Genomic DNA, 17614 nt, shown 5'->3' with positions numbered 1-17614 from the left:
CCCACACAGATTGTCTGATAAATTGTTAAAGAGCAGTTGCGACGCGCTTCAGCGCTCTGTCGCGAGGTGGCGTATATTACGCTTTCCTCTTTCAGAGTCAACCCGTTATTTCAGGATTTTTTCTCTTCAGCCGACCGGGTTATCTGTGAAGTGATTCACATCCGCCGTGTCGATGGAGGCGCATTATAGGGAGTTCCCGAGCGACCGCAACAGAAAAGTTGCAAAAAAATGACTGACTGCTGTATTCCCCAGCAAAACCCCGCCTTATACCTTTTTACGCACAGACTTATCCACAATCTATTGATGATCCCGGTGTGATCCAGCGATTTGAACACTATACTAGCGGCAAATATTTCTCTCGCGGGCCAACCTCATGACGACACAACGACTTCAACGTGACTGGCGTATCCCAACCGCCGGGCTCGCCGTGCTGGTGTTACTTATGGCAGGTTTTGCACTGCATACGCACTGGAATGCTTTTATTCAGTGGTGCCTCGCCACCCAGATCACCCTGCACCGATATCTGGTGATGTATCTGCTGCAACTTAATAATCATCAGTACAGCGGTGGGCTATGGTTGTTAACCGGTGCGTTTCTTTATGGTGTACTCCATGCCGTTGGACCTGGGCACGGCAAATTTATCGTCACCACGTATCTCACCACCAATAAAGAGAGCCAGCTCGCGGCGCGCGTCGTACCGTTTATCGGTAGCATGATGCAGGGCGTCAGCGCGATCGTCTTTGTCTTTATCCTGGCGGTTGGATTGAACCTCGCGTCAGGAGATATCAGCACCAGCCGTTGGTACGTCGAGAAAATCAGCGCCGTGCTGATTGCCGTCTTCGGCGCGTTTATCATTTATCAGGCGCTCAGCAGCCTGCGTCCGCGCAAAATGGCGATTAGCGCCATCAAGCCGCTTCACCAGCATAATGAACGCTGTGGCTGCTGCCATCACGGCGTAGGGGTGGATCTGACTAAAAGCGACTGGAAAACCCGTCTGGGCGTGGTGCTGGCCATTGGCGCACGCCCGTGCAGCGGGGCAATTATGATCCTGATGTTCTCGAATGCGCTCGGTATTATTAGCTGGGGGATTGCTGCTGTGATGACAATGTCGCTGGGCACGGCGCTGTCGATTATGGGGCTGTCGCTGGCAGTACGTTACGCGCGTGAACGCACAGTAACCTGGTTTGGCGGCGGCACGTCCCTGAACTGGGTAATGCCGATGGTCAAAATTGCCGGAGGGGTTGTTCTGATACTGTTCGCGACGATCCTGTTCCTGACGGTGATCCCCGTCAGCGCCGGCGGCGACTATATTGCCGCAGGATGCTAATAAAAGAAAACCCGCCAGCGGCGGGTTTTTTTATCACTCGTTAATTCGCGGATGCTGATCGACAAGGCGAGAGCGTTTTGTCTGGAGCGCCTCAATCTCTGCGTCAATATCTTCAATCTTCTGCTCTACATTATCGTAGTGCTCACGCAGGATCTCTTTCGCTTCCTGAATATCAGACGCCGCAGGCGTTGCCCCTTTCAACGGACGATTCGCCGTCTCCTTCATGGTAATACCGGTAATCAGGCCGATCACCGCAATGACCATCAGATAGTAAGCAGGCATCATCAGGTTCTGCGTGCTCTCCACCAGTGAAGCAGCAAGCGTCGGCGTCAGGCCCGCAATCAGAACGGAGATATTAAAGGCTGCCGCCAGCGCACTGTAGCGAATATGCGTCGGGAACATTGCCGGCAGCGTAGAAGCCATCACCCCGATGAAGCAGTTGAGGATCACCGCCAGCATCAGCAGACCGGCGAAAATCAGCCCCAGCACATTGCTGTTAATCAGAATAAAGGCCGGGATTGCCAGTGCGAACAGGGCGACGCTGCCGAGAATAATGAATGGCTTACGGCCAAAGCGGTCGCTCAGCAGACCCATAATCGGCTGCACAAACAGCATACCCACCATGATGGCGATAATAATCAGCACACCGTGGTCTTCCGAGTAGTGCAGGTTATGCGACAGGTAGCTCGGCATGTAGGTCAACAGCATGTAATAGGTCACGTTGGTGGAAATCACCAGACCAATACAGGTCAGCAGGCTGCGCCAGTGTTTGGTCGCAATCTCCTTGAACGACACTTTCGGGCCATCCTGTAACCCTTCACGGTCACCCTGCTCCAGCTTTTCAACGTGCTGCTGGAACGCAGGCGTCTCTTCCAGGGCGTGACGCAGATAAAGCCCAATGATGCCCAGCGGCAGCGCCAGGAAGAACGGAATACGCCAGCCCCAGTCAAGGAAGTTCTCTTCACCCACTACGGTTGAGATCAGAACCACAACCCCCGCGCCCATGACAAAACCGGCAATCGAACCAAAGTCCAGCCAGCTGCCCATAAAGCCACGTTTACGGTCCGGAGAATATTCAGCGACAAAAATCGATGCGCCGGTATATTCGCCACCAACGGAGAAGCCCTGCGCCATCTTACAGATCAACAGCAGAATCGGCGCCCATATACCAATAGTTGCATACGACGGAATAAGGCCGATACAGAATGTACTTATCGACATGATGACAATGGTAATAGCCAGGATCTTCTGGCGACCATATTTATCACCCAGCATGCCGAAGAAAAGGCCACCGAGAGGACGAATCAGGAAGGGAACGGAGAACGTACCCAGCGCAGCAATCATCTGCAAGCTGGGATCGGCACCAGGGAAGAACACTTTACCAAGTGCATAGGCCACAAAGCCGTAAACACCAAAATCGAACCACTCCATCGCATTACCGAGCGAGGCCGCTGTAATCGCTTTGCGCAGTTTCGCGTCATCAATAATGGTGACATCGCGCAGCGTGATGGGTTTTACTTTTTTCCTTCTAAGCATAGCTTTCCTCGTAGACTCAGCCCTGTCCGTTTCACAGCGCATTTTACAAGCTGTGAACCAGAGACCCGCTCCATGCGAATCTCCTTATTCAAGCGTAGCAGGTTTACTTACATTGACGTTTTACCTCAATACAACCGAACCTGTTGACGCCTGTCTGGGCAGTTAAAGACCTTTTTACCCTACCAGCGTTTATATATGTGATCAACTTCACACTTATTTTTCCTGTTCGTAAGTTGCCTTCAGCTTTTGTCAATTCACGATAAATAAGGTCATTCTAAACCCCCTTATCAAACAGATCTTAACGCCCGTTATTATTCCTCCCCAAACAAAATGCAAGCACATTTCTTCACAGCGAATTTACACAAAATTCAATTATTAACAGTGGGCAATCCTGTTTACATTCAATATGTGACGAAGATAACTAAAACAGCGTTTTATTTTCGTTGAATCATAATTCCAAAGATCGCATGATAAATCCGAACACGATATCCCAGCAGCTTTCAAATGAAGGAATGCTGAACACCTGAATTTCGCTCTACAGCATAAATAACGAATCGATTGGCCCTAAAAAAGGCAATCGTTTGAATTTGTTGATCTATTTTTTGAGCTTTCCGCCAGCCACGCGGACGAGATGTGAGGGTTAATGATGAAGATTAAAGCAACAATAGAACGCATCCCGGGCGGGATGATGCTGGTCCCGCTGGTACTTGGCGCGATATTAAATACGCTAGCCCCGAATACCGGTGCTTATTTTGGCGGTTTTACAAAAGGTATGATTACCGGAACGGTACCGATTCTGGCAGTCTGGTTCTTTTGCATCGGCGCATCTATTAACTTGCGTGCAACAGGTACGGTATTACGTAAATCAGGGACGCTGGTCATTACTAAAATTGCGGTCGCCTGGGTTGTTGCCATGATCTGTGCAATGTTCATTCCGGAGAATGGAATTCAGACCGGCTTCTTCGCCGGATTATCCGTTCTGGCCATAGTCTCAGCAATGGATATGACCAACGGCGGTCTCTATGCCAGCCTGATGAATCAATATGGCACCAAAGAAGAATCGGGCGCGTTCGTGCTGATGTCCCTGGAGTCGGGTCCGCTGATGACGATGTTGATTCTGGGTTCTGCCGGCCTTGCCTCTTTTGAACCACACCATTTTGTCGGGGCGATCCTGCCGTTCCTGATTGGTTTTGCGCTGGGCAACCTCGATCACGATCTGCGTGATTTCTTCAGCAAAGCCACCCCGGTACTGATCCCGTTCTTCGGCTTCGCGTTGGGCAATACCATCAACCTGAACGTGATTCTGGAAACCGGCCTGCTGGGCATTGTGCTGGGTGTTGCCGTCATCGTCATCACGGGTATTCCACTGATTATTGCAGACCGCGTCATCGGGGGCGGCAACGGAACCGCGGGCGTGGCCGCCTCTTCGGCCGCAGGCGCTGCGGTAGCCAACCCGGTGATTATCGCCCAGATTAACCCGGCCTTTGAACCCGTGGCCGCTTCCGCCACGGCTCTGGTTGCCGCCAGCGTGATTGTGACGGCAATTCTGGTCCCTGTCATCACGGCACTGTATGCCAGACGCTTTGGGCATGTGCCTGAGTCCCAAACAGAACCTGAAGCGGTAGAAATGCACCACTAACCCTTTCGCCCCCTCCTTAAAAAGAGGGGGCAATCACGTACCAAATATCTCTTCCACCATGCCATCCACCAGCCGTTTTGCCGAACAGAGTCTCGGCATTCCCAGCGCGACCGTTTGCCAGCTCTGCGTCACTGACCAGCTCACCGGATGTTTATCCGCCTGACACCAGTCCCCCAGCCACCCCAGCATATCTTTATAATCAATCAGACCGGGAGAAGCGGGCGTCGTCAGCCACTGATGGTAAAAATGCCGGGTGGTGGGAGAAGCATTAATTCCCTGTGCCAGATAGTTTGCAGCCATGCTGCGCAGATTATCTTTCAGCATGGCCGCCACATCGCTATTCGCCAGACGACAGGCATCGCCAAACGCCCCCCAGCGCAACTCTTCCAGCACGATAAAGCAGCGGCCAGCCAGCGACCAGCCGTCATACTGCCCGGCTCGCCAGCGGGTAAAAATTTGCTCGCTGTGCTCACCCGCCTGAACCGTAAGGCCGCGCTGCGCGAGCGCTTTCTCTTTATAGGCGGCACGCTGGTTGAAATGTGAGGAGAGCTCTTCGTACTGTTGCAACAATCCGGGCGGTTGAGGGAGGCGTGGATTCACCTGCTGGCGCAGGGCTACCAGCCTGTCGGACATACGGGTCAGCGCAAGGTGTCCGGGGTCGAGCATACCGGCCAGTTTCTCCGCCAGACCCAGCCGCAGCGCTGCATTTTCGTTGAGCATTCCCGCCATTGCCCACGGCCGCAGCCGGGTCTGCGTAATGATCTCCTGCGTCAAACGCTCACGAAATTGCAGTTGCTGTGGCCCCAGGAGGGAGTGACGTGCAGCGTCCGCCCCCTGGACCAAATCGACCATAAATTTTGGATGAATACACTCCAGCGTCCGCCCGGGACCGTCCAGTAGCTGTGTTGTCATGGTTGCTCTGCCGCGAATAAGGTTTGAATATCATCGCGTAACAGTCGGGTATCTTCCTGAATCCACGCCGCAGTAGTCATACTTTGCTTCAACAACTGGCTAAGCGCCCGGGTTGAATGTTCATTCTGCTGCCGCACGGCAAGGCTATCACGCAAGCTTTCCTGTAACCCGGTCAGGCACAACGAAAACTCTGCAAAGAACGTTGCCATACCTGCCGTAACAGAGACATCGACCTGCGCGGCCAAAGCTTTACGTATTTGATCGCAAAACTGATCGATATGTTGCGTAAATTTGCCATGAAGCTGAACGATGTCGATGACATAGCGTGTGCGCGTCACGACATACTCTTCCCAGCCCCAGCCGGGATTATTGAGCCAGCGCGAGACGGTATTACGTACGCTGCCTGCCCCTGCTGGCTGACTGGCGGGAGGGGTGTCCTGCACAATGGCATCATTAAATAAGCCGCGCGTATTGAAATTAAGCTGGTTTGCCTGAAACGCCGGGAAGCTAATCCGCGCCCGAAATCCGGCATGACTGAGCTGCTCCTTAATTCGCGTCTCGATGGGTCGCATCGCCTCATTCAACGATCGGGCGAGCGTAGACTCCAGCTGATCGAAGCGTAACGCCAGCTCCCGGCCAATTCTGCTCTGCGCATTCAGCATAATCTGCTCGCATGACGATCGGATCTTGCTCAGGACAATCTGCGCCTGCCCTTCATCGTCAAGCACCAGCTGCTGGATCGCATCCGCGTCGTCTGCACGCAAACTGGATGGCTCGCGCCCTGCTAAATCAAGAATAGACGGGCGGCTAAAAATGTCGCCCAGCGCCTGGTGAAGTTCACCTTTCTGGCGAAGCAGGAATGCATCCGTTGTGTTGAGCGCCTCTTCAACTTCATGCTGGACCTCATCGCTCACCACGCTCTGCCGCTGACGCAGCAACGTCATATCCTCTTCCAGACGCGCAATATTCAGCTCCAGCTCATCAAAAGCGACCGTCAGTCCCTGATGGCGAAAATCCAGGTATTCTCTGGCATTTTGCGCATAGTTCAGCAGCTTATGCGATGCCGACCGCAAAGCGAACAGCGAGGCGTTGGCGTAAGCCGCGTAAATCAGTTTGCGGATGGGCTGTTCGAACAGCGAATCCTCCCACAGCAGATCCGCCGCATGGCGAATATGGTCAATATCGTCCAGGTCGGCCGTTCGCCAGCGGCGGCCCAGCGCGGCCTCGGCAAAATCCTGTACCCAACGCTGATCCTGATGATCGGGAAGGCGCCCATGAACGTTCATCTCATAGCGGGCGCGGTTTGCCAGATAGGCCCACATGGAAGAGACCGGATAAATTTGCCCCGGAGAAATATTTCCTTTCATCAGCGTGCCGGAAATCATCGCCCGCACCTGCTCTTCATCGTCGCTGTTACGATCTTTCTGATCGAATTTGTTGACCAGGGCGTAAAGCGGCACGGATTTCCCGGCAGCCGAAATTGCCTGACGAACCTCCGCATCAGAAATAGATTTAAGCTGTGTATAGTCCATCACCGCCAGCACGGCGGAGGCGCGCGCCAGCTGCTCGCTGAGCATTTTTTGCAGGTGCGGCTGACCGGCCTCGTTCGGCCCCGGCGTGTCGAGCAGCGTCAGTTGCCCCAGGTGCGCATCCAGACCGGCGAGATGCACAAACTCCACCTCAATCACCGGAATATGTTCTATCGCGGCATACTCAGAGAACGGAAACTCCACGCCCAGCGCCTGAGACAGCCGCACCAGATCGTTCAGGCTTTTCAGACAATGAAAGATGGGCTCCGCGCCCAGGTGATGTTTTTCAAACGCCTCACCTCTTTCTATGCGCTCCAGCAGCGTATTCATGTCCTTGTCGATTTCCAGACGCCGCGCCAGCTTGCCGCGATCTTTATCGCACAGTTTTTTCTGCAACTGGGTAATCAGGGTATCGATGGGCGAAACGTGCAAAAAATGCAGCACCGGCTCCTTCTGGCCCGGCGTATGGCGGATCAGCGTGGGAAGTGCCGTCATCGGACGATTGCGGTTCGGCAGCACTTCCGTGCCCACAATCGCATTAATGGTGGTCGATTTTCCCGCTTTCATGGTACCCACAATCGCCAGCACCATTTCGAGGCGGGTTATTTTGCGTAATTCGTTATTCAGCATCGCCTGCTGAGCGTCGACACCCCGTGCGCTAAAATGTAACGGCAAAACGTTGTTATTAACGCCGCTCATCGCAGCGGCTGTGCTATCCAGCTTTGCAATCGGCATAGATTTTAATGAATCAAGATTGTTCAGAGCGAGCTGTAACAATCGTTCAGCTTCCTGGCTTAATTCAAATATGGTCTGTGTGTGCATGATAAAAGCCTTCCCTTAACGCAAATTTATTACTTTTATTAAGCCACGATGTTTTAATTATACTTTTCAGGCTTATATGATCACGTATGGAAAACATGTTCATTTAATACAACTAACTGAAGATAATGAGAATTTAAAAACCACCCTCGTAATACGTGTAAAACATCCCCTGGCCAGAAAGCCAAAAGTGAATAGACAAAACGCATTTTCAGGAAACATCAGGATATATCATCGTTATTTACCCACCAAAAAAGAGAGGTATTCCCTGGCGCCAAAAGATGTATGGCGTCAGAAGAGGATAGATAAATAACGGCTTGTTCCTTCACCTTATCCGAAATGGCACAGCGTAGCAATTTGCTGTAATAAAATATTCGATACATTTAGCATGATTACGATCTCTGCCGTTCAGGGCTTAAGCTTCCCTTAATTCACTGACAGTTCGTGTCATCGCTTACGCATTTATGCGCTATTTTTATAAAACAATATCACCGACAAAAGTGGGGATTTGCGTTATACTCGCTGCCTTTTTCGGCACAATGCCGTCATTTAGCTGGCGTTTTCCAGCGTGTTAACACTTTTGAGGATACCAACATGCAACTTCCACACTGCCCGAAATGCAATTCTGAATACACCTATGAAGACAATGGCATGTTCGTTTGCCCGGAATGCGCCCATGAATGGAACGATGCGGAGCCTGCACAGGACAGCGATGCGCTGATCGTGAAAGACGCGAACGGCAACCTGCTGGCAGACGGCGACAGCGTTACCGTTGTGAAAGATCTGAAGGTAAAAGGCAGTTCCTCCATGCTGAAGATCGGCACTAAAGTCAAAAATATCCGTCTGGTTGAAGGCGATCATAATATCGACTGCAAAATTGACGGCTTCGGTCCGATGAAACTGAAATCTGAGTTCGTGAAAAAGAACTGATTGACCTGCCCGGTGGCGCTTCGCTTACCGGGCCACCCGCAACTACACTTAATGGGCTTTTCTTACGTGAGGTAAAGATTATGCCGTTAAGTCCCTACATCTCTTTCGCCGGCAACTGTGCGGAGGCGACCGCCTTCTATCAGCAGGCCGTCGGCGCAGAACTCCTCTACAAAATCACCTTCGGCGAAATGCCCAAAGACGAAAACAGCGAAGAAGGCTGTCCGTCAGGCATGAACTTCCCGGATACCGCCATCGCCCACTCTAATGTCCGCATTGCCGGCAGCGATATCATGATGAGCGATGGTCTGCCACCCGGTAGCAGCACGCAGTACGCCGGATTTACGCTGGTGCTCGACACGCAGGACGTGGATGAAGGCAAACGCTGGTTCGACAACCTCTCTGATGGCGGCAATGTCGAAATGGCCTGGCAGGAGACTTTCTGGGCGCACGGATTCGGGAAAGTCACCGATAAATACGGCGTGCCGTGGATGATTAACGTCGTTAAATCGTAGGCCACATAAGCGCAGCGCATCCGGCAACAGCGCCCGGAGACGCTGCGCTGACCGGGCCTGCGGTGATTGTCATCAAACTCCCCTCAACTCTTCAAACTCCCGCAACCAACACTTAACCTGAATGTCATATTGATGCGCCAGCATGAGGCCACATTTATCGTGAGGCCCGGCACATGCAAACTGTCATTCGCGTCGAGAAACTGAGCAAAACCTTCCATCACAACAAGGCGCTGCATGCCGTTGATCTGACCGTCCAGCAGGGCGAAATGGTGGCGCTGTTGGGGCCGTCTGGTTCAGGTAAATCCACCCTTCTTCGTCACTTGAGCGGCCTGATTACCTGTGACAAAACGCCGGAAAGCCACGTCGAGCTGCTGGGTAACACCGTGCAGCGCGCGGGGCGTCTGGCAAGCGATATCCGCAAAAGCCGCGCTCAGACGGGCTATATCTTTCAGCAGTTCAACCTGGTGAACCGCCTGACCGTGCTCGAGAACGTGCTGATTGGCGCGCTCGGCAGCACCCCGTTCTGGCGCACCTGCCTGCGCTGGTTCTCCCCATCCCAGAAGCAAGAAGCCCTACAGGCGCTGACCCGCGTCGGCATGGCGCATTTCGCCCACCAGCGCGTCTCCACGCTCTCCGGCGGACAGCAGCAGCGCGTCGCCATCGCCCGCGCCCTGATGCAGAAAGCCAAAATCATTCTGGCCGATGAACCTATCGCCTCGCTGGACCCGGAATCGGCCCGCATCGTGATGGAAACCCTGCGCGACATCAACCAGAACGACGGCATCACCGTGGTGGTGACGCTGCATCAGGTGGATTACGCCCTGCGCTACTGCGAGCGCATCGTCGCCCTGCGTCAGGGCCATGTGTTCTTCGATGGCGCAAGCCACCAGTTTGATAACGAACGTTTCGATCATCTCTACCGCAGCGTAAACCGCGTCGAAGAACGCGCGCAGGCTGCTTAACGTCCCCATAACGAGGAATGGACATGAACTACAAAGCCGTTGCCGCGCTGGCCTTCACCAGCATGTTCAGCATCAGCACCCTGCTAAGCCCTGCTTACGCTGAGGAACAAGAAAAAGCGCTGAACTTTGGCATCATTTCAACGGAATCACAGCAAAACCTGAAGCCGCAGTGGGAACCGTTCCTGAAAGATATGGAAACCAAACTGGGGATCAAAGTAAACGCCTTCTTCGCCCCGGACTACGCGGGCATCATTCAGGGAATGCGCTTCAACAAAGTCGACATCGCCTGGTATGGCAACCTCTCTGCTATGGAAGCGGTAGATCGCGCGAACGGCCAGGTCTTCGCCCAGACCGTTGCGGCAGACGGCTCCCCGGGCTACTGGAGCGTGCTCATCGTTAACAAAGACAGCCCGATCAACAATCTCAACGACATGCTCGCCAAACGCAAAGAGCTGACCTTTGGTAACGGCGACCCGAACTCCACTTCCGGCTTCCTCGTCCCTGGCTACTACGTCTTCGCGAAAAACAACGTCTCCGCCAGCGACTTTAAGCGCACGGTCAACGCCAGCCACGAAACCAACGCCCTGGCCGTGGCGAATAAGCAGGTTGACGTCGCCACCAACAACACTGAAAACCTCGACAAGCTGAAGACCTCCGCGCCGGACAAGCTGAAGGAAATCAAGGTTATCTGGAAATCGCCGCTGATCCCGGGCGACCCGATCGTGTGGCGCAAAAACCTCTCCGAGAGCACCAAGGACAAGGTCTACGACTTCTTTATGAACTACGGCAAAACGCCGGAAGAGAAAGCGGTTCTGGCGCGTCTGGGCTGGGCGCCGTTCCGCGCGTCCAGCGATTTGCAGCTGGTGCCGATTCGCCAGCTGGCGCTGTTCAAGCAGATGCAGGGCGTGAAGGATAACAAGGGTCTGAAGGAAGAAGAGAAGACCAGCAAAGTGTCGGAAATTCAGGCGCAACTGGACGATCTCGACCGCCTGACCGCCNCAGATGCAGGGCGTGAAGGATAACAAGGGTCTGAAGGAAGAAGAGAAGACCAGCAAAGTGTCGGAAATTCAGGCGCAACTGGACGATCTCGACCGCCTGACCGCCGCGCTCGGCGCCATGACCAGCGTGAATAAAGCGGTGCAGTAACTTACGTCCCCTCTCCCTTGAGGGAGAGGGTTAGGGTGAGGGGGAAATGAGCACGCTGATGCCCTCACCCCGGCCCTCTCCCACAGGGAGAGGGAGAACAGATCGTAGGCCGGATAAGCGTAGCGCCATCCGGCACACAAAGAGCCACGGAGTAAAACATGCAAACCATCACCCTCCCGCCGCCAAAGCGCAGCTGGTTCTCGCTCATAAGCTGGGCCGTTCTGCTGGCGGTGCTCGTTATCTCCTGGAAGGGCGCGGAGATGGATCCGCTGCTGCTCTTCAAAGATTCCGGCAACATGGCGACCTTCGCCGCCGACTTCTTCCCGCCGGACTTCAGCCAGTGGCAGGACTACCTCGGTGAAATGGCGATCACCCTGCAAATTGCCGTCTGGGGCACCGCCCTCGCCGTGATCCTCTCCATTCCGTTTGGCCTGATGAGCGCCGAAAACATCGTGCCGTGGTGGGTTTACCAGCCGATGCGTCGCCTGATGGACGCCTGTCGCGCCATCAACGAAATGGTCTTTGCGATGCTGTTCGTGGTCGCCGTCGGCCTGGGTCCGTTCGCGGGCGTGATGGCGCTGTTCATCCACACCACCGGCGTGCTCTCCAAGCTGCTCTCCGAAGCGGTTGAAGCCATCGAGCCCGGCCCGGTGGAAGGCATCCGCGCAACCGGAGCGAACAAAATCGAAGAGATCCTGTACGGCGTCCTGCCGCAGGTGATGCCGCTGCTCATCTCCTACTCCCTGTACCGCTTCGAGTCCAACGTTCGCTCCGCCACCGTGGTCGGCATGGTGGGCGCAGGCGGCATTGGCGTCACCCTGTGGGAAGCCATTCGTGGTTTCCAGTTCCAGCAAACCTGCGCCCTGATGGTGCTCATCATCGTCACCGTCAGCCTGCTGGATTTCCTCTCTCAACGTTTGCGTAAGCACTTCATCTGAGAAGCGAGGCTTTGATTTGTATGCACTTATCCAGACATCCGACCAGTTACCCCACCCGCTGGCAAGAGATTGCGGCAAAGCTCGAAGTGGAGCTGCGCACGCACTACCGCTGCGGAGACTACCTGCCCGCCGAGCAGCAGCTTGCCGACCGCTACGAAGTGAATCGCCACACCCTGCGTCGCGCCATCGATCAACTGGTGGAGCGCGGCTGGGTCCAGCGCCGTCAGGGCGTCGGCGTGCTGGTGCTGATGCGTCCGTTCGACTACCCGCTCAATGCCCAGGCGCGTTTTAGCCAGAACCTGCTCGATCAGGGCAGCCACCCCACCAGCGAAAAGCTGCTGTCAGTCCTGCGCCCCGCCTCCCGCCACGTGGCGGACGCGCTGGGGATTCAGGAGGGCGACAACGTCGTTCACCTGCGCACGTTGCGCCGGGTGAACGGCGTGGCGGTCTGTCAGATCGACCACTACTTCGCGGACCTCACCCTCTGGCCCGTGCTGCAACATTTCGCCAGCGGTTCCCTGCATGATTTTCTTCAGGACGCGACGGGTATCGCGCTCAAACGCACCCAGACGCGCATCAGCGCCCGCCGCGCGCAGGCGAAAGAGAGCAAGGTGCTGGAGATCCCCAACATGGCCCCGCTGCTCTGCGTGCGCACCCTCAACCACCGTGACGGCGACGTCAACGCAACGGAATACTCCGTCAGCCTGACCCGCGCCGACATGATTGAATTTACCATGGAGCACTGAATGCACTTCGACACCTCCACTCGTCAGCGCTGGATGCGCGTGCTGGCCCACAGCCAGCCTAATGCGCTGGCTGCCCGCATGAGCACGCTCGGCCTGACGCCGGACTACGACACGATCCGCGCGCCGGAGATCGGCCTGGTGCAGATCCAGGCACGCATGGGCGGCACCGGCGAGCGCTTCTTCGCCGGCGATGCCACCCTCACCCGCGCGGTGATCCGCCTGAAAAGCGGCACGCTGGGCTACAGCTACGTACTTGGGCGCGACAAAACGCACGCCGAGCGCTGCGCAGCGATCGACGCGCTTTTACAGGAACAGCCGCATTTTCAGACGTTAATGGAAACCCTTATTGCCCCGCTGGAAGCCGACCGCGCCGCACGCCTTGCCGCGCGTCAGGCCGAAGTGAATACCAGCCGGGTCGACTTCTTTACGCTCGTTCGCGGAGACAACGCATGACGCTTCAACCTGCTTTTACCCTGGCCGTCCAGGATGCCCAACAGAGTTTCCGTCGCCTGCTGAAAGCCATGAGCGAGCCGGGCGTCATTGTCTCGCTGCACCAGCTCTCCCAGGGCTGGCTGCCGCTGAACCTCGCCTCGACCAGCGTGCTGCTGACCCTGGCGGACAACGACACCCCGGTATGGCTGTCAGGCGCATTGCTGAACGATATCGCCAGCCAGAACCTGCGCTTTCACACCAACGCGCCGCTGGTCGAGCAGCCCCAGCAGGCGGTCTTCGCCGTGGCCGACGAGCAAATCAGCCACGAACAGCTTAACGCCCTGAGCGAAGGCAGCGCCGTCGCACCAGAAACCAGCGCTACGCTGATTTTGCAGGTCTCCAGCCTGAGCGGTGGCCGCATGCTGCGCCTGACGGGTGCAGGGATTGCCGACGAGCGGATGGTCGCCCCCCAGCTGCCGGAGTGCATCATTCATGAGCTGACCGAGCGCCCGCATCCGTTCCCGCTCGGTATCGACCTGATCCTGACCTGCGGCGAGCGCCTGCTGGCGATCCCGAGAACCACTCACGTGGAGGTGTGCTGATGTACGTTGCCGTCAAAGGGGGCGAGAAGGCGATCGCCGCCGCCCATGCCTTGCAGGCGCACAGACGCCGGGGGGATGACGCCCTTCCCGAGCTGAGCGTCGCCCAGATTGAACAGCAGTTAAACCTGGCCGTCGACCGCGTGATGACCGAAGGCGGCATCGCGGACCGCGAACTGGCGGCGCTGGCGCTGAAACAGGCCAGCGGCGATAACGTGGAAGCCATCTTCCTGCTGCGCGCTTACCGCACTACGCTTGCGAAGCTGGCGGTTAGCGAGCCGGTGAATACGGCGGAAATGCGATTAGAGCGCCGTATTTCTGCGGTGTACAAAGATATTCCTGGCGGCCAGCTGCTTGGTCCGACCTACGACTACACCCATCGCCTGCTGGACTTCACTCTGCTGGCGAACGGTGAAACACCGCAGCTCAGCGTCTCTGACGCTGAACAAGACGCCTCCCCGCACGTCTTTAGCCTGCTGGCAAACCAGGGGCTGGCGAAGGCGGAGGAGGACACCGGCAGCACACCGGATGACATCACCCGCACGCCGCCGGTCTATCCCTGTTCGCGCTCGTCCCGCCTGCAACAGCTGATGCGCGGTGACGAAGGGTATCTGCTGGCGCTGGCCTACTCCACTCAGCGCGGCTATGGGCGCAACCACCCCTTCGCGGCAGAGATCCGCAGCGGTTATATCGACATTGAAATCGTGCCGGAAGAGCTGGGTTTTGCGGTGAACATCGGCGAACTGCTGATGACCGAGTGCGAAATGGTCAACGGTTTTGTCGCGCCAGAGAATGAAGATCCGCACTTTACCCGCGGCTACGGGCTGGTGTATGGCCTGAGCGAGCGCAAGGCGATGGCGATGGCGCTGGTTGACCGTGCGCTCCAGGCGCCGGACTACGGCGAGCATATTGCAGGCCCGGCACAGGACGAAGAGTTCGTGCTGGCCCACGCGGATAACGTTGAGGCCGCCGGCTTTGTCTCGCACCTCAAGCTGCCGCACTACGTCGATTTCCAGGCCGAACTGGAACTGCTGAAACGCCTGCAACGGGAGCGCGCCAATGGCTAACTTAAGCGGCTACAACTTTGCCTATCTGGACGAACAAACTAAACGCATGATCCGCCGCGCCATCCTTAAGGCAGTGGCGATCCCCGGCTACCAGGTGCCATTCGGCGGCCGCGAAATGCCAATGCCCTACGGCTGGGGCACGGGCGGTATTCAGATCACCGCCAGCGTGATCGGCGAAGCGGACGTGCTTAAGGTCATCGACCAGGGGGCAGACGACACCACCAACGCCGTGTCGATCCGCAACTTCTTTAAGCGCGTAACGGGCGTTAATACTACCGAAAAAACCGAAGACGCGACGCTGATCCAGACCCGTCACCGCATTCCGGAGACCCCGCTGACTGAAGATCAGATTTTGATTTTCCAGGTGCCGATCCCGGAGCCGCTGCGTTTTATTGAGCCGCGGGAAACCGAAACCCGCACCATGCACGCCCTGGAAGAGTACGGGATCATGCAGGTCAAACTGTATGAGGACATCGCCCGCTTCGGCCATATCGCCACCACCTACGCCTACCCGGTGAAGGTGAACGGCCGCTACGTGATGGACCCGTCGCCGATCCCGAAATTCGATAACCCGAAGATGGACATGATGCCCGCCCTGCAACTTTTTGGCGCCGGACGTGAAAAACGCATCTACGCCGTACCGCCGTACACCCGTGTGGAGAGCCTGGATTTTGACGATCACCCGTTTACGGTGCAGGAGTGGGACGAGCCGTGCGCCATCTGCGGTTCGAAGCATAGCTATCTGGATGAAGTGGTGCTGGACGACACGGGCAAACGGATGTTTGTCTGCTCCGACACCGATTACTGCCGCCAACAGAGCGAGGCGAACAGCCAATGAAACCGCTGCTTTCGGTTAATAACCTGACTCACCTTTATGCGCCGGGCAAAGGCTTTAGCGACGTGTCGTTTGAGCTGTGGCCGGGCGAAGTGCTGGGCATTGTCGGCGAGTCCGGCTCCGGTAAAACCACCCTGCTGAAGTCCATCTCCGCGCGCCTGACGCCGCAGAATGGCGACATTTTGTATGAGGGCGTGTCGCTGTATGGCATGAGTGAAGCCGATCGCCGCCGCCTGCTGCGCACCGAGTGGGGCGTGGTGCACCAGCACCCGATGGATGGCCTGCGCCGCCAGGTGTCGGCGGGGGGCAACATCGGCGAACGGCTGATGGCCACCGGCGCGCGCCACTACGGCAACATCCGCGCCACGGCGCAGCACTGGCTGGAAGAGGTTGAAATTCCCGCCTCGCGCATCGACGACCTGCCGACCACCTTCTCCGGCGGCATGCAGCAGCGTTTACAGATTGCCCGCAATCTCGTCACCCATCCGAAGCTGGTGTTTATGGATGAACCGACCGGCGGGCTGGACGTCTCTGTACAGGCTCGCCTGCTCGACCTGCTGCGCGGCCTGGTGGTGGAGCTAAACCTGGCGGTGGTGATTGTCACCCACGATTTAGGCGTCGCGCGCCTGCTGGCAGACCGCTTGCTGGTGATGAAGCAGGGTCAGGTGGTGGAAAGTGGGTTAACCGACCGCGTGCTCGACGATCCCCATCATCCGTATACCCAGCTGCTGGTGTCGTCCGTATTGCAGAACTGAGGGCGCGGTTGCCGGGTGGCGCTGCGCTTACCCGGCCTACGAACACCGCACCTTGTAGGCCGGGTAAGGCGAAGCCGCCACCCGGCAAAACGAACACCGCACCCGTAGGCCGGGTAAGGCGAAGCCGCCACCCGGCAAAACGAACACCGCACCCGTAGGCCGGGTAAGGCGAAGCCGCCACCCGGCAAAACGAACACCGCACCCGTAGGCCGGGTAAGGCGAAGCCGCCACCCGGCAAAACGAACACCGCACCCGTAGGCCGGGTAAGGCGAAGCCGCCACCCGGCAAAACGAACACCGCACCCGTAGGCCGGGTAAGGCGAAGCCGCCACCCGGCAAAACGAACACCGCACCCGTAGGCCGGGTAAGGCGAAGCCGCCACCCGGCAAAACGAACACCGCACCCGTAGGCCGGGTAAGGCGAAGCCGCCACCCGGCAAAACGAACACCGCACCCGTAGGCCGGGTAAGGCGAAGCCGCCACCCGGCAAAACGAACACCGCACCCGTAGGCCGGGTAAGGCGAAGCCGCCACCCGGCAAAACGAACACCGCACCCGTAGGCCGGGTAAGGCGAAGCCGCCACCCGGCAAAACGAACACCGCACCCGTAGGCCGGGTAAGGCGAAGCCGCCACCCGGCAAAACGAACACCGCACCCGTAGGCCGGGTAAGGCGAAGCCGCCACCCGGCAAAACGAACACCGCACCCGTAGGCCGGGTAAGGCGAAGCCGCCACCCGGCAAAACGAACACCGCACCCGTAGGCCGGGTAAGGCGAAGCCGCCACCCGGCAAAACGAACACCGCACCCGTAGGCCGGGTAAGGCGAAGCCGCCACCCGGCAAAACGAACACCGCACCCGTAGGCCGGGTAAGGCGAAGCCGCCACCCGGCAAAACGAACACCGCACCCGTAGGCCGGGTAAGGCGAAGCCGCCA

17 protein-coding genes are annotated in these 17614 nt (G+C 57.0%); 14 read left to right on the top strand and 3 right to left on the bottom strand.

Going from position 1 to position 17614, the window contains the following annotated elements; genetic code table 11:
- The first annotated feature begins 373 nt into the window (after positions 1-373).
- Complete coding sequence (locus ACJTMZ_RS21480) at positions 374-1327, top strand: nickel/cobalt transporter (RefSeq protein ID WP_015570232.1); 954 nt, start codon at positions 374-376, stop codon at positions 1325-1327.
- A 33-nt stretch (positions 1328-1360) separates the two neighbouring features.
- On the opposite strand, the gene proP is transcribed toward ACJTMZ_RS21480, so the two are convergent.
- On the bottom strand, positions 1361-2863 hold the full coding sequence (gene proP / locus ACJTMZ_RS21475) for a glycine betaine/L-proline transporter ProP (protein ID WP_015570231.1): 1503 nt from the start codon (positions 2861-2863) through the stop codon (positions 1361-1363).
- Positions 2864-3509: 646 nt separating this feature from the next.
- Here proP and kdgT point away from each other — a divergent pair.
- The gene (kdgT, locus tag ACJTMZ_RS21470) at positions 3510-4502 is read left to right on the top strand and encodes a 2-keto-3-deoxygluconate transporter (protein ID WP_017694692.1); all 993 of its coding nucleotides are present in this window, start codon (positions 3510-3512) and stop codon (positions 4500-4502) included.
- Between the two features lie 33 nt (positions 4503-4535).
- Here kdgT and ACJTMZ_RS21465 read toward each other — a convergent pair whose 3' ends face one another.
- The gene (locus tag ACJTMZ_RS21465) at positions 4536-5414 is read right to left on the bottom strand and encodes a diguanylate cyclase regulator RdcB family protein (protein ID WP_015570229.1); all 879 of its coding nucleotides are present in this window, start codon (positions 5412-5414) and stop codon (positions 4536-4538) included.
- Positions 5411-7765, bottom strand: coding sequence for a clamp-binding protein CrfC (crfC, locus tag ACJTMZ_RS21460; RefSeq protein ID WP_015570228.1), 2355 nt, complete (start codon positions 7763-7765; stop codon positions 5411-5413). Before crfC ends, ACJTMZ_RS21465 begins: the two co-directional genes overlap by 4 nt.
- 591 nt (positions 7766-8356) lie before the next feature.
- Here crfC and ACJTMZ_RS21455 point away from each other — a divergent pair.
- The 12 genes from ACJTMZ_RS21455 (at position 8357) to phnK (ending at position 16684) form a co-directional block, all read left to right on the top strand.
- A complete protein-coding gene (locus ACJTMZ_RS21455; RefSeq protein ID WP_003860206.1) occupies positions 8357-8692 on the top strand; it encodes a zinc ribbon domain-containing protein YjdM in 336 nt (111 codons plus the stop codon).
- A gap of 80 nt (positions 8693-8772) precedes the next feature.
- A complete protein-coding gene (gene yjdN / locus ACJTMZ_RS21450) occupies positions 8773-9204 on the top strand; it encodes a VOC family metalloprotein YjdN (protein WP_003860208.1) in 432 nt (143 codons plus the stop codon).
- A gap of 173 nt (positions 9205-9377) precedes the next feature.
- Entirely contained in the window at positions 9378-10166 is a 789-nt protein-coding gene (phnC, locus tag ACJTMZ_RS21445; RefSeq protein ID WP_015570226.1) for a phosphonate ABC transporter ATP-binding protein, read from the top strand.
- Between the two features lie 23 nt (positions 10167-10189).
- On the top strand, positions 10190-11188 hold the full coding sequence (gene phnD / locus ACJTMZ_RS21440) for a phosphonate ABC transporter substrate-binding protein (RefSeq protein ID WP_408626977.1): 999 nt from the start codon (positions 10190-10192) through the stop codon (positions 11186-11188).
- Positions 11178-11312, top strand: coding sequence for a hypothetical protein (locus tag ACJTMZ_RS21435; RefSeq protein WP_408626976.1), 135 nt, complete (start codon positions 11178-11180; stop codon positions 11310-11312). The genes phnD and ACJTMZ_RS21435 overlap by 11 nt, the downstream gene beginning before the upstream one ends.
- Positions 11313-11470: 158 nt before the next feature.
- Positions 11471-12250: a phosphonate ABC transporter, permease protein PhnE gene (phnE, locus tag ACJTMZ_RS21430; RefSeq protein WP_032620758.1), complete on the top strand. Its 780-nt coding sequence runs from the start codon at positions 11471-11473 to the stop codon at positions 12248-12250.
- A gap of 20 nt (positions 12251-12270) precedes the next feature.
- On the top strand, positions 12271-12996 hold the full coding sequence (gene phnF, locus ACJTMZ_RS21425; RefSeq protein ID WP_006810434.1) for a phosphonate metabolism transcriptional regulator PhnF: 726 nt from the start codon (positions 12271-12273) through the stop codon (positions 12994-12996).
- A complete protein-coding gene (gene phnG / locus ACJTMZ_RS21420; RefSeq protein WP_252011153.1) occupies positions 12997-13449 on the top strand; it encodes a phosphonate C-P lyase system protein PhnG in 453 nt (150 codons plus the stop codon).
- Positions 13446-14030: a phosphonate C-P lyase system protein PhnH gene (gene phnH, locus ACJTMZ_RS21415; protein WP_003860219.1), complete on the top strand. Its 585-nt coding sequence runs from the start codon at positions 13446-13448 to the stop codon at positions 14028-14030. Before phnG ends, phnH begins: the two co-directional genes overlap by 4 nt.
- Positions 14030-15094 (top strand): carbon-phosphorus lyase complex subunit PhnI, encoded by a 1065-nt coding sequence (locus tag ACJTMZ_RS21410; protein WP_015570222.1) that lies wholly within the window; start codon positions 14030-14032, stop codon positions 15092-15094. The genes phnH and ACJTMZ_RS21410 overlap by 1 nt, the downstream gene beginning before the upstream one ends.
- Entirely contained in the window at positions 15087-15932 is an 846-nt protein-coding gene (phnJ, locus tag ACJTMZ_RS21405) for an alpha-D-ribose 1-methylphosphonate 5-phosphate C-P-lyase PhnJ (RefSeq protein WP_006810438.1), read from the top strand. Before ACJTMZ_RS21410 ends, phnJ begins: the two co-directional genes overlap by 8 nt.
- On the top strand, positions 15929-16684 hold the full coding sequence (gene phnK, locus ACJTMZ_RS21400) for a phosphonate C-P lyase system protein PhnK (RefSeq protein ID WP_015570221.1): 756 nt from the start codon (positions 15929-15931) through the stop codon (positions 16682-16684). The genes phnJ and phnK overlap by 4 nt, the downstream gene beginning before the upstream one ends.
- The last annotated feature ends 930 nt before the right edge of the window (positions 16685-17614 follow it).

This window comes from Enterobacter sp. DN (genome assembly GCF_046054285.1).
Lineage (GTDB): Bacteria > Pseudomonadota > Gammaproteobacteria > Enterobacterales > Enterobacteriaceae > Enterobacter > Enterobacter hormaechei_C.
Note: the sequence above shows the minus strand (reverse complement) of the source record. Positions and strands in the feature narration are given on the sequence as shown.

Bases quoted from the DNA above. Each gene is read 5' to 3' on its own strand.
- ACJTMZ_RS21480 (WP_015570232.1), top strand. From the start codon at position 374: ATGACGACACAACGACTTCAACGTGACTGGCGTATCCCAACCGCCGGG.
- phnE (WP_032620758.1), top strand. From the start codon at position 11,471: ATGCAAACCATCACCCTCCCGCCGCCAAAGCGCAGCTGGTTCTCGCTC.
- crfC (WP_015570228.1), bottom strand. From the start codon at position 7,765: ATGCACACACAGACCATATTTGAATTAAGCCAGGAAGCTGAACGATTG.
- yjdN (WP_003860208.1), top strand. From the start codon at position 8,773: ATGCCGTTAAGTCCCTACATCTCTTTCGCCGGCAACTGTGCGGAGGCG.
- ACJTMZ_RS21410 (WP_015570222.1), top strand. From the start codon at position 14,030: ATGTACGTTGCCGTCAAAGGGGGCGAGAAGGCGATCGCCGCCGCCCAT.
- phnG (WP_252011153.1), top strand. From the start codon at position 12,997: ATGCACTTCGACACCTCCACTCGTCAGCGCTGGATGCGCGTGCTGGCC.
- phnJ (WP_006810438.1), top strand. From the start codon at position 15,087: ATGGCTAACTTAAGCGGCTACAACTTTGCCTATCTGGACGAACAAACT.
- ACJTMZ_RS21455 (WP_003860206.1), top strand. From the start codon at position 8,357: ATGCAACTTCCACACTGCCCGAAATGCAATTCTGAATACACCTATGAA.
- ACJTMZ_RS21465 (WP_015570229.1), bottom strand. From the start codon at position 5,414: ATGACAACACAGCTACTGGACGGTCCCGGGCGGACGCTGGAGTGTATT.
- proP (WP_015570231.1), bottom strand. From the start codon at position 2,863: ATGCTTAGAAGGAAAAAAGTAAAACCCATCACGCTGCGCGATGTCACC.
- phnF (WP_006810434.1), top strand. From the start codon at position 12,271: ATGCACTTATCCAGACATCCGACCAGTTACCCCACCCGCTGGCAAGAG.
- kdgT (WP_017694692.1), top strand. From the start codon at position 3,510: ATGAAGATTAAAGCAACAATAGAACGCATCCCGGGCGGGATGATGCTG.
- phnH (WP_003860219.1), top strand. From the start codon at position 13,446: ATGACGCTTCAACCTGCTTTTACCCTGGCCGTCCAGGATGCCCAACAG.
- phnC (WP_015570226.1), top strand. From the start codon at position 9,378: ATGCAAACTGTCATTCGCGTCGAGAAACTGAGCAAAACCTTCCATCAC.
- phnK (WP_015570221.1), top strand. From the start codon at position 15,929: ATGAAACCGCTGCTTTCGGTTAATAACCTGACTCACCTTTATGCGCCG.